Origin of the sequence: Nicoletella semolina (genome assembly GCF_004345745.1) — a bacterium.
GTDB lineage: Bacteria > Pseudomonadota > Gammaproteobacteria > Enterobacterales > Pasteurellaceae > Nicoletella > Nicoletella semolina.
This window is the reverse complement of the sequence record NZ_SLXJ01000010.1, coordinates 61,424-76,444: the sequence shown is the minus strand read 5'-3', so window position 1 is coordinate 76,444 and position 15,021 is coordinate 61,424. Positions and strand designations below refer to the sequence as shown.

The 15,021-nt window shown below is 39.7% G+C and carries 19 protein-coding genes; 10 read left to right on the top strand and 9 right to left on the bottom strand.

What is annotated here, in order from left to right; all coding sequences use genetic code 11:
- The first annotated feature begins 9 nt into the window (after nt 1-9).
- On the top strand, nt 10-114 hold the full coding sequence (locus EV693_RS09775; protein ID WP_424991506.1) for a YadA-like family protein: 105 nt from the start codon (nt 10-12) through the stop codon (nt 112-114).
- A gap of 197 nt (nt 115-311) precedes the next feature.
- Here EV693_RS09775 and rpsT read toward each other — a convergent pair whose 3' ends face one another.
- Nucleotides 312-575 carry a 30S ribosomal protein S20 gene (rpsT, locus tag EV693_RS07210; protein WP_132501692.1) on the bottom strand — a complete coding sequence of 88 codons (264 nt, stop codon included), beginning with the start codon at nt 573-575 and terminating at the stop codon, nt 312-314.
- Between the two features lie 245 nt (nt 576-820).
- On the opposite strand from rpsT, the gene murJ reads away from it, so the two are divergent.
- Nucleotides 821-2,389, top strand: a complete 1,569-nt coding sequence (gene murJ / locus EV693_RS07205; RefSeq protein ID WP_132501691.1) for a murein biosynthesis integral membrane protein MurJ — start codon at nt 821-823, stop codon at nt 2,387-2,389.
- Between the two features lie 141 nt (nt 2,390-2,530).
- Here murJ and EV693_RS07200 read toward each other — a convergent pair whose 3' ends face one another.
- Nucleotides 2,531-3,364, bottom strand: coding sequence for a cysteine hydrolase family protein (locus tag EV693_RS07200; RefSeq protein WP_132501690.1), 834 nt, complete (start codon nt 3,362-3,364; stop codon nt 2,531-2,533).
- A 125-nt stretch (nt 3,365-3,489) separates the two neighbouring features.
- On the opposite strand from EV693_RS07200, the gene EV693_RS07195 reads away from it, so the two are divergent.
- The 3 genes from EV693_RS07195 to rplA all read left to right on the top strand — a co-directional run bounded on the left by EV693_RS07195 (nt 3,490) and on the right by rplA (nt 5,716).
- Nucleotides 3,490-4,314, top strand: coding sequence for a helix-turn-helix transcriptional regulator (locus EV693_RS07195; RefSeq protein WP_132501689.1), 825 nt, complete (start codon nt 3,490-3,492; stop codon nt 4,312-4,314).
- 279 nt (nt 4,315-4,593) lie between these two features.
- Nucleotides 4,594-5,022 (top strand): 50S ribosomal protein L11, encoded by a 429-nt coding sequence (gene rplK, locus EV693_RS07190; protein WP_132501688.1) that lies wholly within the window; start codon nt 4,594-4,596, stop codon nt 5,020-5,022.
- 4 nt (nt 5,023-5,026) lie between these two features.
- Nucleotides 5,027-5,716, top strand: coding sequence for a 50S ribosomal protein L1 (rplA, locus tag EV693_RS07185; protein ID WP_132501687.1), 690 nt, complete (start codon nt 5,027-5,029; stop codon nt 5,714-5,716).
- A gap of 71 nt (nt 5,717-5,787) precedes the next feature.
- Here the strand turns inward: rplA and EV693_RS07180 are convergent, their stop codons facing one another.
- The 7 genes from EV693_RS07180 to fkpA form a co-directional block, all read right to left on the bottom strand.
- Nucleotides 5,788-7,146: a PTS ascorbate transporter subunit IIC gene (locus tag EV693_RS07180; protein WP_132501686.1), complete on the bottom strand. Its 1,359-nt coding sequence runs from the start codon at nt 7,144-7,146 to the stop codon at nt 5,788-5,790.
- Between the two features lie 11 nt (nt 7,147-7,157).
- Nucleotides 7,158-7,430 carry a PTS sugar transporter subunit IIB gene (locus EV693_RS07175; protein ID WP_132501685.1) on the bottom strand — a complete coding sequence of 91 codons (273 nt, stop codon included), beginning with the start codon at nt 7,428-7,430 and terminating at the stop codon, nt 7,158-7,160.
- A 192-nt stretch (nt 7,431-7,622) separates the two neighbouring features.
- The gene (locus EV693_RS07170; RefSeq protein WP_132501684.1) at nt 7,623-7,901 is read right to left on the bottom strand and encodes a DsrH/TusB family sulfur relay protein; all 279 of its coding nucleotides are present in this window, start codon (nt 7,899-7,901) and stop codon (nt 7,623-7,625) included.
- Nucleotides 7,902-7,942: 41 nt separating this feature from the next.
- A complete protein-coding gene (gene tusC / locus EV693_RS07165; protein WP_132501683.1) occupies nt 7,943-8,314 on the bottom strand; it encodes a sulfurtransferase complex subunit TusC in 372 nt (123 codons plus the stop codon).
- 3 nt (nt 8,315-8,317) lie between these two features.
- The gene (gene tusD, locus EV693_RS07160) at nt 8,318-8,671 is read right to left on the bottom strand and encodes a sulfurtransferase complex subunit TusD (protein ID WP_132501682.1); all 354 of its coding nucleotides are present in this window, start codon (nt 8,669-8,671) and stop codon (nt 8,318-8,320) included.
- Nucleotides 8,668-9,324 (bottom strand): helix-turn-helix transcriptional regulator, encoded by a 657-nt coding sequence (locus EV693_RS07155; protein ID WP_132501681.1) that lies wholly within the window; start codon nt 9,322-9,324, stop codon nt 8,668-8,670. Before EV693_RS07155 ends, tusD begins: the two co-directional genes overlap by 4 nt.
- Nucleotides 9,325-9,405: 81 nt before the next feature.
- The gene (gene fkpA, locus EV693_RS07150; protein ID WP_132501680.1) at nt 9,406-10,140 is read right to left on the bottom strand and encodes an FKBP-type peptidyl-prolyl cis-trans isomerase; all 735 of its coding nucleotides are present in this window, start codon (nt 10,138-10,140) and stop codon (nt 9,406-9,408) included.
- 82 nt (nt 10,141-10,222) lie between these two features.
- On the opposite strand from fkpA, the gene EV693_RS07145 reads away from it, so the two are divergent.
- From EV693_RS07145 to EV693_RS07125, 5 genes are all read left to right on the top strand, one after another.
- On the top strand, nt 10,223-10,447 hold the full coding sequence (locus EV693_RS07145) for a SlyX family protein (RefSeq protein WP_132501696.1): 225 nt from the start codon (nt 10,223-10,225) through the stop codon (nt 10,445-10,447).
- A 43-nt stretch (nt 10,448-10,490) separates the two neighbouring features.
- On the top strand, nt 10,491-11,183 hold the full coding sequence (gene mtnN, locus EV693_RS07140) for a 5'-methylthioadenosine/S-adenosylhomocysteine nucleosidase (RefSeq protein WP_207906490.1): 693 nt from the start codon (nt 10,491-10,493) through the stop codon (nt 11,181-11,183).
- Nucleotides 11,184-11,403: 220 nt separating this feature from the next.
- Nucleotides 11,404-12,834 carry a glycoside hydrolase family 32 protein gene (locus EV693_RS07135; RefSeq protein WP_132501678.1) on the top strand — a complete coding sequence of 477 codons (1,431 nt, stop codon included), beginning with the start codon at nt 11,404-11,406 and terminating at the stop codon, nt 12,832-12,834.
- Nucleotides 12,835-12,845: 11 nt separating this feature from the next.
- The gene (locus EV693_RS07130) at nt 12,846-13,883 is read left to right on the top strand and encodes a LacI family DNA-binding transcriptional regulator (protein WP_132501677.1); all 1,038 of its coding nucleotides are present in this window, start codon (nt 12,846-12,848) and stop codon (nt 13,881-13,883) included.
- A gap of 166 nt (nt 13,884-14,049) precedes the next feature.
- Nucleotides 14,050-15,018 carry an adenine-specific methyltransferase EcoRI family protein gene (locus EV693_RS07125; RefSeq protein ID WP_132501676.1) on the top strand — a complete coding sequence of 323 codons (969 nt, stop codon included), beginning with the start codon at nt 14,050-14,052 and terminating at the stop codon, nt 15,016-15,018.
- Nucleotides 15,019-15,021 lie beyond the last annotated feature (3 nt).

The window sequence follows — 15,021 nt, the reverse complement described above, 5'->3', positions numbered from 1 at the left end:
GCATTAGCGATAGGTACGGGTTATCGAGTGAATGAAGGTTTTTCTGCGAGGGCAGGTTTTGCGTTAAGCGGAGGCGATGTGAGTGGAGGAGCGGGAATAAACTACGAATGGTAGGGTGTTGCGTGGTTTTCTTTTTTTCCTTTTTTCTCTTTGAGTAAAGGGAAAGACAGCTAAAAAGTAAAAAGAACGTTCTTATCTATTTATGATAATCCAGCCCCCTCAAGTTTCGGCTTGGGGGGATTTTGTATACAAAAAACTGACCTAAAGCGGTCAGTTTTTTACTCAAATTTGCAAATTTTAAATATTAACAATTAAGCTAACTTTTTGATTTGAGCAACTAATTTTGATTTATGGTTAGCTGCTTTATTTGCGTGAATTAAGCCTTTAGATGCCATACGATCCACTACTTTTTGCATTTGTACGAACGCAGTTTCAGCTAAAGCTTTATCCCCAGCGGCAACCGCTGCATAAACTTTTTTAATGTAAGTACGCATCATAGAACGTTGGCTTGCGTTGTGTTGGCGGCGTTTTTCTGATTGAACCGCACGTTTTTTTGCTGACTTGATATTCGCCAAGGTCAAACTCCTAAAAATAAAAATATCTGTGTAAAAACAAAAACATAAAAGCCATATCTTTGCCTTCTATGTTGCTATCGATAGTTAAAAATTCATTTTCAACGAGACACGGGCTTGAAAATAATATCTCTACGCAGAATAGTTGTGCGAAAGATAGTGCGTAATTCTAGCAGTTTTTTTCTGATTTTCCTACCATAAACTGCTAAAATTCTATCAATTTGTTGCAACTTAAAAGAGAACATATTTTGGCGAAGAAATTATTAAAATCAGGGATTATCTTCAGCAGTATGACGCTGATTTCACGCATTTTAGGCCTAGTACGAGATATTGTTGTGGCAACATTGCTCGGTACAAGTATGGCAGCCGATGTCTTTTTATTTGCCAATCGTATTCCCAATTTTTTACGTCGTTTATTTGCCGAAGGGGCGTTTTCTAAAGCCTTTGTCCCTGTGCTAGCCGAATACAGTACAGACAACAACATAAACCAAACTCGTGAGTTTATTGCAAAAATTTCTGGCACACTAGGCGTACTTGTTTCTATCGTTACACTCATCGGAATGATTGGCTCGCCCATTGTCGCAGCCTTATTTGGATCAGGTTGGTTTATCGACTGGCTCAATGATGGACCCAATGCAGAAAAATTCAGTCAGGCCTCATTTTTACTAAAAATTACCTTTCCTTATCTTTGGTTTATCACATTCGTTGCACTCTCTGGTGCGATACTGAATATGCTCGGTAAATTTGGAGTGATGGCGTTCACGCCAATCTTACTTAATGTCGCAATTATCGCTGTCGCCATCTGGGGTTCGCCGCATTTTAGCTCACCTGATACTGCCCTTGCTTGTGGCGTATTTTTAGGCGGATTGCTACAATTTTTATTCCAGCTCCCCTTCTTAAAACGAGAAGGCCTACTCGTTAAACCTAAATGGGCGTGGCACGATGAGGGCGTTGCCAAAGTTCGCAAACTGATGATCCCAGCCCTGTTTGGCGTCTCGGTTACTCAACTCAATTTACTCTTAAATCAAATCATCGCCAGCTTTCTTGTTACAGGTTCAATCAGTTGGCTCTACTACGCAGACAGGCTCATTGAATTTCCACTCGGATTATTTGGCATCGCCATTTCCACCGTCATTTTGCCAAGCCTTTCTAAAATCACTAAACAAAAAGACCTAAGCGAAAAACAACGTGCCTACACATTCTCCCAAACAATGGATTGGGGCGTGCGAATGGTGTTACTGCTTGGCATACCTGCAATGGTCGGCATTATCCTATTGGCAAAACCATTAATTGCCACGATGTTTATGCGAGGAAAATTCCAATTTGATGACGTTATTGCCACCTCAAATGCCTTGTCCATAATGTGCTTTGGCCTAGTCAGCTATATGCTTATCAACGTTCTCGCCAACGGATTTTATGCCCAACAAGATACTAAAACCCCTGTCAAAATCGGCATCATTACAGCCATCAGCAACATCAGTTTTGGTGCATTCGCCATTCCATTTGGCTACCTAGGGCTTTCTATCGCCTCCGCCTTTTCCGCTGCGATCAACGCTTGCTTGCTCTATCGCACATTAGCCCAACGAAATATTTATCAAGCAACGCTAGCGACAGGATTGTTCACACTCAAAATCGCTATTGCTACCAGCTTAATGGGAGCATTAATCGCCTATTTTTCACCAAGTTTGGATAGCTGGCTTCTTCTCACACTTTGGCAAAAAATTCACTGGCTTTTATGGTTAATCGGTCTAGCTGCAAGCTGTTATTTTTCTGCACTCTTTATACTCGGTATCCGAAAAAGCGATTTTCGAACTTAGGTTTGTTTGCAAAATATTTCTTGCTTTTCTTTCAGCTGCCATAACAAAAAGCCCTTACCTAATTTAACAAGTAAGAGCTTTAGCAATTTCAATTATGTGGTCTTTGTGCCACTGCTACATAATGCATGTATTTTACAATAATCAGCCTTTAATTTTCTTAACCGTTTCTTCCGTTGTCCATAGGGCATTAGCAATCAAGCGGTAGTTGGTGAGTGCTGCCAAGTAGCCATCACCCTCTGGTACTCTCGGTCCAGCAGTCGCATCTTTAACCACAATCACTTCGAATCCTTGCTCAATAAACTCACGCATATGTGATTCAATACATAAGTTTGCCGCCATACCTGCTAAGATGACTTGACTGACATTTTGTTTACGAAGTTGCAGGATAACATCATTCGTTTCTGGTCCAAATACTTTATGCGGAGAGGCGATCACAGTTTTGCCATCATAAATATAAGGCTTATAACGCTCTAAGAAGTCCGCACCTGAACCCTCAAACCCTGACAATGTGTATGCACCTTTACGAGCAAACATGTGGCTTTCGTGCATAAAGTTTTCACCTGGTGCAAGAAACTTCCATTGATGATCTTGAGGATAGTAATAATGCGGCGAGATAACCACTGGAATATCTAATTTTTTAGCTGCCTTAAATAAGGTTTCGATATTCTCTACTGTGTTATTTTCTGTAACAGATGCACCCAATACACCCCAAGCTACGCCTTTAGGGCTTAAAAAGTCAACCTGTGGATCAACTACAACCAAACCGACACGCTTAGGATCTATTTTAACGTCAGGGCGTTTAAGTCCATACTGAGCAGGTTCGGCATAGATGGCATTAACTTTGAGAGCGTCTGTTTTTTTCTGGTTAGCACTAGCCAAACTAGATAGTCCTACTAAACCAGCTGCTATTGCAAGGCGGGAACCTTTATTGATTGCAAATCGACGAGATTGATCAATAATATCATCATTTTTCATGGAGTTTTTCCTTCTTCGTTATGGTTAAGAACTATTGAATTCTGCTGAAGTATACTGAAAGACATAATGATAAAATTAACCGAAATAACATAAATTTTAACCTAAACCTACAGGGCAATTTGATAATGGATGCAATAACCTATCTTTTCTCCCATTTTCAGTTTAATCCAGACCTATTCTTTTTGGGACAGCTTTGTCGCACGGGGCATTTTGACCAGAAAAATAAGGGTTATTTACATTTTATTCGTAATGGACGCTGCTGGCTAAACCAAGTAAATGACAATCCAAAATTGATTGATCGCCCTTGCATCGTTTTTTCGCCTACCAATGTATTACACAGCATTCATCCTCTTGATAGCGATGGCATTGATGTTTTTTGCATCAATTTTGATTTTGGTGAGGGCGTGCGTAATCCACTAACAACCGCAGTAGATACGATAGTGGTACTTTTTTTAGATGAACAGCCACAACTTGCTGCCATTACTGATTTAATTTTTACTGAAAACACCCAACAACGCTGTGGCTACCACGCCGCCATTCATCACCTGTCTGCCTATTTTATTATTGAGGTTGTACGTTGCTGTATTGAACAACAATACTTACAGACTGGACTACTGCGAGGGTTAATGGATAATTCATTAAGCAAAGTTCTACTTGCCATACATAAACAGCCAGAACGAACATGGCAAATTGACGAACTCGCAAAAATAGCCCTAATGTCAACATCAGCATTTAGCACATATTTTAAAGAAATTATGGGCATATCGCCAATGGAATACCTCACACACTGGCGAATTTCGGTAGCACAGTCGCTATTACAAAAAGGCGTCCCAGTCGCTCGGGTAGCTGAACAAGTTGGATACAGCCATAATGCTGCCTTAACACGAGTGTTTATCCGAGAACTTGGCGTATCTCCGACAAAATGGTTGAGTGAGCATCAGAGGGGGTGATTTTAGAGGCATATAAAGAAAATTTTTCTGTTGCAAAATATTCGTACTTTTTGGCCGCTTTAGAACGGATATCAATTATATTTAAAAAAGTTGTGTAATTGGATAAATAAATGTAAGCCTGAAAGTAAAGTTACAGTTGAAAAATACCATTTTATTTGTATAATCACTCGCCTATTTGCGAGCTGATTAATTAGCTCGTGTTTTTGTGTTGGTGCTTCGGCATTTATATTAATTGGGGAGCTGGCAGCAGCGTTATCACCCAAATGAGGAAACTTAGAAATGGCAAAAAAAGTCCAAGCCTACGTTAAACTGCAAGTTGCAGCGGGTATGGCTAACCCATCACCACCAGTTGGTCCAGCTCTTGGTCAGCAAGGTGTAAACATTATGGAATTCTGTAAAGCATTTAACGCTCGTACCGAGAGCTTAGAGAAAGGTTTACCAATTCCTGTTGTCATCACTGTTTATGCAGACCGTTCTTTCACGTTTGTAACTAAAACTCCGCCAGCGGCTGTGCTTCTTAAGAAAGCTGCAGGTCTGAAATCAGGTTCTGCAAAACCAAATAAAGACAAAGTGGGTAAAGTAACTCGTGAGCAAATTCGTCAAATCGCTGAAACTAAAGCAGCAGATATGACAGGTGCAACAATTGAAACTAAGATGAAATCTATTGAAGGTACTGCACGTTCAATGGGCTTAGTGGTGGAGGAATAATTCGATGGCTAAATTGACTAAAAAAATGAAAGCAATTAAAGCTGGCGTAGATTCTACTAAAGCATATGAAATCAACGAAGCAATCGCATTATTAAAACAATTTGCAACAGCTAAATTTGTTGAAAGTGTTGATGTTGCAGTAAACTTAGGAATTGACCCTCGTAAATCAGACCAAAACGTGCGTGGTGCAACTGTGTTACCACACGGAACTGGTCGTACTGCTCGTGTTGCGGTATTTACACAAGGTGCGAATGCGGAAGCTGCAAAAGCAGCAGGTGCAGATCTTGTGGGTATGGAAGATTTAGCAGAGCAAATCAAGAAAGGTGAAATGAACTTTGATGTGGTTATCGCTTCTCCTGATGCAATGCGTGTTGTAGGTCAGTTAGGTCAAGTACTAGGTCCTCGTGGCTTGATGCCAAACCCAAAAGTGGGTACTGTAACCCCTAATGTGGCGGACGCAGTAAAAAATGCGAAATCAGGTCAGATCCGCTACCGTAATGACAAAAATGGTATTATCCACACCACTATCGGTAAAGCAGATTTCTCACCAGAGCAATTAAAAGAAAACCTTCAGGCGTTATTAGCTGCATTAACAAAAGCAAAACCAACGACGGCGAAAGGGATTTTTATTAAGAAAGTGAGTGTTTCTACCACTATGGGTGCGGGTGTTGCTGTTGATCAATCATCACTCTAATCTTTTTTAAGTTATTAGAAGCGAGATCTTAACTTTAGGATCTCGCTTTTTTTATGGATTAAGGGATAGAATTAGTGATTATTTTCTGTTTTGGAGCTAGTGGCATAGTTATGAACTACTAATGCCGCAAAAATGGCAACAATAATGCCTGTGATCATATCTTTTGAGAAAAATTGTGCCATATAGCCAAGAATAATGCCGATTGCACCAAAATCTGAGTCAGAAAAGGTGGTATTGGCAAAGCCTAACGTACCGAGAACTGGGAGTAGGAATACAGGTAAGAATGTAATTAATACACCTTGTGCGAAAGCACCGAGAATTGCTCCTCTACGTCCGCCTGTTGCATTCCCAAACACACCTGCGGTTGCCCCACAGAAAAAATGAGGAACGACACCAGGTAGGATCAACACCCAACTCAATTGCCCTAAAATAGCCAAGCCAACTAGCCCACCAACAAAACTTGAGAGGAAGCCGATTAATACCGCATTCGGTGCGTAAGGGAAAACAATCGGGCAATCTAGTGCAGGTTTAGCAGAGGGAACCAACTTTTCTGAAATCCCTGTAAATGCAGGTACAATTTCTGCTAAGACCAAGCGAACCCCTTGAAGAATAATAAATACGCCTGCTGCAAAGGTGATAGATTGAATAGTGGCATAAACTAGATAATGCTGACCATTACTGTATTGTTGGGTGACATATTCACTGCCTGATGCGATGGCAAGTAAAAAATAAATCACTAACATTGTCAGTGAGATAGAAATGGAACTGTCTCGTAAGAAGCTGAGGTTTTTGGGTAAATTCATTTCTTCTGTCGATTTTGATCCTTTTCCGACCGCTTGTCCAATTGCTCCAGCAAGAACGTAGCCAACTGTGCCGAAATGTCCAAATCCTACATCATCGCTTCCTGTTACTTTTTTCATATAACGGTGAACAATAGCAGGAAAGAATGCCATAATTAGCCCCATTGTCAGCGAGCCAACAAAGATAAGCTGTACCCCTTCAAAGCCAGCAACCACCAAGATGACAGCTACCATACACGCCATATAAAAAGTGTGATGCCCTGTTAAAAAAATAAATTTTAATCGGGTAAAACGAGCAACAATGATATTAGCGAACATACCAAATGCCATTATCAGTGCCGTTGCCGTGCCGTATTGCTCAACAGCCATTGAGACGATAGCTTCATTATTGGGAATAATACCTTGTACATTAAAAGCGTGCTCAAACATTCCACCAAGAGGGGTCAGCGAGCCTAAAAGCACCGTCGCTCCGCCACCAAGCACTACAAAACCCAAAATGGTTTTGATTGTGCCTTTAATAATATCAGGGAGTTTTTTGCGTTGTAAAAGCAGACCAATCAAAGCAATCAGCCCCACCAAAATCGCAGGCACTTTGAGAATATCCAGCGTAAAAAATAAAATAGCGTCCATATATTCCCCCATTATGTGCGGTTAAAATAAGCGGTCAGTTTTTCTTCAAATTCTGTAGCACTGATAATATTGGTTACGACGACTACTTTTTCTTTGGGTAGCGATGAGCTTTCTGCAATATCTTTTCCCATTACAAAAACATCAGCATCATTTTCATTGACGGAAGCTAAGTCGGTATGTTCAACTTCTGCCTCAATGCCAATTTTAGGCAGCACTTTTTTAATGTTCATCTCCATCATAAAACTGCTTCCAATCCCGTGTCCGCATACAGCCATAATTTTCATCGTTATTCTCCTAATGAGGGTTAAACGTAGATTAAAGTGAAATTGACTATAAACAGAAAGGCTGGTTCTATCAACCAACTGTGTTCAAAAATGTGAAGCCCTTAACATTTTATGTAAATCTATTGTAGTTTTGGGCGAATTTTCATCAGGTAGAGAGGTGGATTAGGAAATTTTTAGATGGTTAATTGATAATTAAAGTGCAAATTGTGGAAAAAAACGCACCGTGAACTCGACAAATTCCTTTAGCGAGAGTTTTGGATAATCCTTGATAGCAGGGTGTGAGCAAAGTCCTCTTGCCATTACGTCATTTGCCAGTAGATAAACAGGTAAATTTGCAAAAATTTCAGGGTATTTGACCGCTTGCAATACGCCATCTTGCCATAGAACAATGCAATCTTCTGGATTAACGTTATCTAGTATGGCTTGTAGTTCGTGCCAGTCATAATAGGCTTTAGAAAAGGTATAGAGCATTGTTTTTCCTCAAATCAACCACTTGAAATAGGAGACTTATCTTAAAACGTGAGTATTTTTTCTGCATTGCGTAGCAGATCAAATAAGGCATTTGTTGATACCGATTTTACGTCATTCAGCAGCCAGATCGCAGAATGAAGTTGGCGTTGATTAATCGATTCTTGGCAGATAAATCGCTCATTTAAATCATACAAATCTAATAATTTAAACATAGCAATATGGTCTTTTTGTAAAATATGCTGTGGTGCTTGATCGGCAAGCAAATTAAATACGCCATCGTGCATAAAACAAACAGCAATCTCATCTTCATTACAAAACGCACTGGCAGCCAACAGTGCATCTAACCCCTCTCGGCTACTGGTATTACCAAAAGGCGGTTGAGTAAAAATCACAGCAAGTTTATATCGTTTCATCACTTAAAAGGTCAGTAATCTATCTGTAGTGAAGATGGCTTGGCTAAATTCCCCTAAACCTGCAAGAGTAAACCCTTGAGCGAGATTTTGCTCTACCACGCCACGACGTTGTGCGGCGGAAACACAGAGATGTAATGCCAAGTTATGATTTTTAGCTAATTTACTCCACAATGTCGTTAAATCAATTTCATCGCTAGCTGGATTATTGAAATTATTGGCATTCAGCACGCCATCTTGGAAAAAGAATATTTGGCTAATTTTGTGTCCACCGTCTAGTAATGCTTGTGCAACTTGATAGGCCAGAAATGCTGCCTGTGATCCAAATCCACCTTGTTTAATCGCTAAAACATACTTCATTCATTATCCTGTTTGATTTGCCGAATATACAAATAAACGGTATGGCGAGAAATATTGAGCCTTTCTGCGACTTGATTGATCGCGTCTTTGATATCAAAAATTCCTTTCTCAAATAACTCAATGACAATTTGCCGATTTTTACTATTGTTTGCCACATTGCGATTATTACTGATGGCTTCAATCGTGCTTTCTATGGTTTGACTCACCAAATCTTCTACAGAACTCGCAAAATTAACCGTACTTTCGGTTTCTTGGGGAGCAATAAAGGTATTTAAAAATTGTGAAACAGGCACATCTAGATTAATGTTTATACAAATTAGCCCAATGGGTTGTTGTTTAGCATTACGAATGGCGATAGTAATTGATTTCATCAACACACCGCCTTTCGCCCTAGTAAAATAAGGTTTTGAGACACTATCAGTTTGCATTTGATGTAGTGATCGAAGGGCTCTATCAGTTACTGGCGAACCAATTTCACGATCGGTATTGTGTCCATTAACGATATAAATTGCTGAATGTTCAAGAAATTCAAGTGAATGCAACACGATTTCGCAATTTTCCCCAAGTAATGCCGCAATACCATCAACAACAGGAAAATAAGACGCTAAAATGGCGTGATCTTCATCAGAAAATGGAGTGAATGTATAGCTCATAAGTCTAAAAAATCAAGGTTTGCAAGCGGTTCATTTTAACGAAAAATTTGCAAACCTTTAGTTAAATTACTTCTAGTTAAATTATTTCGCTGCGTTAAAATCAAGCAGCTCAATTTCAAATTTCAGTGTTGCATTAGCAGGAATTTTCCCTGCTTGACGCTCGCCATAGCCGAGCGATGGCGGAACAACGATTTCCATTTTTCCCCCTTTCTTCAACATTGGAATAGCTTCTACCCAAGCAGGAATCAACTGGTTAAGCTGGAATTCAATTGGCTCGCCACGTTCATAAGAGCTATCAAAAACAGTGCCATCAGTTAGCGTGCCTTTATAATGCACTTTAACTTTGTCTGTGGCTTTTGGAGAAGCTCCTTCGCCTGCTTTTTCAATTTTATATAATAAGCCTGAAGCAGTCTTTTTCACGCCTGCTTTCTTCTCGTAATCTGCACGGAATTTATCGCCTGCTTCAATGGTTGTTTTATCTTTTTCAGCTTGGATTTTCGCTTGTTGCTGCTGCAAGTAAGCATCTAAAGCGTGGAGCTGTTTTTGCAACTCTTCATCAGTCAATTTGCCTGTTTTCTTCAATGTATCTTGCACGCCAGACAGAATTTTGTCTTGATTGTAAGAGAAAAATTCTTTTTGCGATTCAACAATACCTTCAATATTTTTCCCCATTAATACGCCAACGGCATAAGAAGATTGTTCAACAAATTCAGGCGTCAATTTAGATTCAGGGGTTGAGCTATCCGCAGTTGCAAATTGTGCAGCAAACATTGCACCAATCACAACAGCGGTGCGTGAAAGTGGAGTTTTTAACATAAAATTTCCTTGAAAAGAGTGTAAAAACGAGAAACGATAGGGTAAAGTGTATTCCTTTTTAATACAACCTTTTTTATATGATATGCAGCAAAATCTTGAACTTATTCAGCAGTATCTCGTTGATCTTGAAACGAGAATAGCGTTCCAAGATCACACCATTGAAGAACTCAATCAGGCGTTAGTTCATCAGCAATTTACGGTTGAGAAATTACAAAATCAAGTGCGTCATTTGGCAGAAAAATTAAATGGTGTTGCCGCCAGTCAGGTGGCAACTCGAGCTGAAGAAGTACCGCCCCCCCATTATTAATATCATTTAGATTATCAATGAGACACATTATCGGAGAATAAAGATGAAAGTAGGCATTATTGGTGCAATGGAGCAAGAAGTCGCCATTTTAAAAAGTTATATGGTAGACTCTAAAATTACAGATATTGCAGGGTGTAAAATTTATGAAGGAAAAATCAATAATACTGAAGTTGCCCTGCTGCAATCAGGCATTGGTAAAACAGCAGCAGCAATAGGAACCACCTTGTTATTACAATTAGCGAAGCCAAATATGGTGATTAATACAGGCTCGGCTGGCGGATTAGATAGTCAATTAAACGTAGGCGATATTGTTATTTCTAGCGAAGTTCGCCATCACGATGTCGATGTAACAGCATTTGGTTATGAAAAAGGGCAATTGCCCGCTAATCCACCTGCTTTTTTACCCAATGCACAGCTAGTTGAAATTGCACAAAAAGAAACACAACGAGCAGGATTTAATAGCGTACTGGGTATGATTTGTAGTGGGGATTTATTTGTGAATGGTACTGATATGATTGCGACAATTCGCCAAGATTTTCCGACCGTTGCCGCCGTTGAAATGGAAGCGGCTTCGATTGCTCAAGTTTGCCACGCATTTGGCGTTCCGTTTGTGGTCGTTCGAGCGATTTCTGACGTGGCAGATAAACAATCACATCTTTCATTTGATGAATTTTTACCTGTTGCGGCAGAAAAATCATCAATAGTCGTACTGGCGATGTTAAGTGGTTTAGATTAACTCAAATTAAGCGGTTATTTTTCCTGTAATTTTTGCAAAAATAATAAATTTTAGCCTGAAATTGCAAAACTAAATCGATTTAGCTACTATCCTTTTTTACGATTAATTGCTTCAGGTACATTAGCCATAATCACCAAAGGCGGCAATATCCGCACTAACAAAAAAATACAACTGAAGGCGTTTTTGGCTTAGCTTGTTTGCTTATTTTTTGTGGGGTTTTATGCACATTTTCAACAACGGTAAATATAAAAGTTTACACGCTCAACAAGCTGGGGAGCTGGCGGCAATTCGCAGTGAGGTTCTCAAGGATAAGGATTTTTATCCAACTTATCATCTCGCACCCAGTACAGGTTTATTTAATGATCCGAATGGGCTGGTTTTCGATGGTCAGCATTATCATATTTTCGCACAGTGGTTCCCCTATGATGCCATACACGGAATGAAGCACTGGGAGCATTTCGTTACCTCAGATTTCAACATTTTTCACAAAGCAGACCGCTTAATTCCTGAACAACTATTTGAATCGCACGGTTGCTACTCTGGTGGATCAATCTTGTGGCAGGATAAGATTGTGGCTTTCTATACGGGTAACACGCGCAGATCAGACGACAATCAACGTGTGCCACATCAAAACATTGCGATTTTTGACAAGTCTGGAAAACTGCTGGAAAAGCGTTGTATTTTGGATCGTGCACCTGTCGGTTATACGGAACACGTTCGTGATCCGAAACCTTTTATTACAGAGGACGGAAAAATTCGTTTTGTATTGGGAGCACAACGTGAAAATTTGACAGGGACTTGTTTGCTTTATGAAATGGACGATCTTGATAGTCTCCCAAAATTGCTATCGGAATTTGCTGTGCAAGATGTTGATAACAGCAACGTCTTTATGTGGGAATGTCCTGATTTATTTCAGCTAGCGGACAAAACGGTTTTTATGTGGTCGCCACAGGGCAAGCGGCGGGAACGCTATCGTTTCCAAAATAATTATCACGCCACTTATGCACTCGGCTCCCTTAATGGAAACCGCTTACAGACGGAGTATATTGAAGAACTGGACTATGGCTTTGACTTTTATGCTCCTCAAACGGTGCAGCACTCCGAGTGCATTCTGTTTGGTTGGGTGGGATTGCCTGATATAACCTACCCTACCGATAAGTTTAAATGGCATTCTCTGTTAAGCTTGCCTCGCCAATTGGCAATAAAAAATGAGCGAATTATTCAAAAACCAATAGTTAAATTAAGTCATAAACAAGCGGTCGAATTAACCGAAAAAATTGCAATCTCCAATCTTGATTGCAGTTATTTGCAAATTTTCCCTGAAAACGAACCGCTTGAGTTGAATTTCTTTCGTAATTCGCAAGGGCAAGTACTCACTGTGCGTTATGAGAAGGGATTATTGACGCTTGATCGTACACATACTGAGCAAACGGAGTTAATGGCTGGCTTTGGCAGCCTCCGTCATTGTGAAATTGCACATTTAGTACAACTTGAGATTTTCTTTGATCGCTCTGTGGTAGAAATTTTTGTGAATGGTGGCGAAAAAGTGCTAACTTCTCGTTTTTTTATTGCTAATCGTGAAAATATTATAGAAAGTAACCGCTTGTTGAGTGCAATAGTTGCTCAAGTGCAGCCTATTCAAATTCGCTAAAGCAGAGAAAGATGGAACAGCATAAACGTATTACTCTAAATGATATTGCACGACTAAGCGGCGTATCAAAAACAACGGTCAGTATGATTTTAAATGGGCAAGGTAAACAGTTTCGGATTAAGCCTGAAACCTGTAAGCGGGTCGAAGCGATCGCAAAACAGCACGGTTATCGAGCCAATGCATCGGCCAAGGCGTTGCAAGCTCAGCGGACGAATGTGATTGGTTTAGTCATTCCTGATTTAACCAATTATGGTTTTGCATTGACTGCCAAAACCCTTGAACGTCTTTGTCGGGAAAGTGGGCTGCAATTGGTGATAAGCTGTTCTGATGATAATCCCCATCAAGAAAAACGAGCAATAGAAAGCCTGCTAAATCGTCAGATTGATGTGCTGGTTACCGCTCCGACTCACCAAGATCCGCATTATTACCATAGTATCGTGCGACACACGCCATTATTATTACTCGATCGCTACGTCCCTAATCTCAATATGCCTTATGTGGTGAGTAATGATACGCCAAACGTGGCTGCATTGGTGGCAAAAATGGTGCAAACTTACCAATTAACCGAATTTTTCTATTTGGGCGGATTACTCGAACTCTCACCCAGCCAATCTCGTTTAACAGGGTTTAAACAAGGACTAATGCAGGCAAATTTACCTTTGCAATCAGATTGGATTATCCATAAAAATTATCAACCAGAAGCTGGTTATCAAATGTTAGCAGAGGCGGTAGAGCAATTGGGTCGATTGCCAAAAGCGATTATGACCGCCTCTTATACACTGCTTGAAGGTGTACTCCGTTATCTGACAGAACATCAGCAGATGGATAAATTGCTTAATGGAACGCTTCATCTCGCCACGTTTGACGATCACGATTTACTCAATGCGTTACCTTTTCAGATTCATTCTATCCGCCAAAATCACGAAAAACTGGCACATCAACTGTTTGAGTTACTAAAAAAGACCTTGAAACATCGACACTTTCAAAGTGTGCAAAATGACAATCAAAGTGTACGAGTGGAGTGTGATATTATTTGGCGAGGGCGATGATTGGCTTAATAATCTTTGTAAATGTACTAGTATTTCTACTTAAATCATAATTAACCAAAAACAACTTGATATTATTCAAGAGGAGCAAAATAATGTTTAACGCAACTAGCCTAAATTTTACCGCTTGCTTGTCAGGCCTTATTCCTCAAAATAAGGTGGTGGCGTAATGGCGGGCAATAAAAATCTTCACCGTGCCAATCGTGAGAAAAATGACGAGTTTTATACGCAACTAGTCGATATTGAAAACGAGTTACGCCACTATCAACATCATTTCAAAGATAAGATTATTTTCTGCAACTGTGATGATCCGCAGGAAAGTAATTTCTTCCGCTATTTTGCCTTAAATTTCAATTTTCTTGGTATTAAGAAATTGATTGCAACGCATTTTCACGCTGAACGCCAGACATATAAATTGGTGCTTGATCGTGAGTTAGATCTAAATGCAGACGGTAAAATAGATTTTTCTGATCTACAAAAAATCCCCTTGCAACAAAATGGTGATTTTCGTTCACCAGAATGTGTGGAACTGCTCAAAGAAGCCGATATTGTCGTTACCAATCCCCCTTTTTCGCTATTTCGTGAATATGTAGCTCAACTAATGGAATATGAGAAGAAGTTTGTGATTATTGGCAATCAGAATGCTATTACTTATAAAGAAATTTTTGCCTTAATTAAAGAAAACCAAATTTGGTTAGGAAACGGGTTTAGTGCAGGCAATGCTTTTTTTGAAGTACCTGATAGTTATTCCAATACTCAAATTTTTGAGATTAATGGAAAACGCTTAGCTAAATTTAGAAATTGTTGCTGGTTCACCAACCTAGATCACGCCAAACGCCACGAAACGTTGGATTTATGGGCAACTTATTCGCCTGAAAATTATCCGCACTACGATAATTACGATGCGATTGAAGTTTCTAAAGTAAAAGACATTCCTAAAGATTGGAACGGGGCAATGGGCGTACCGATTACCTTTTTAGATAAATATAACCCTGAGCAGTTTGAGATTTTAAGTAGTAACGATTTTAGGAAAAATGAAAATGTACCATTTAAAGCTCACGGTTTAATCAAGGATAAAGATGGTGCAATAAATGGTAAGCCAACGTATGTCAGAATTTTAATTAAACACAAGCGGTAATTT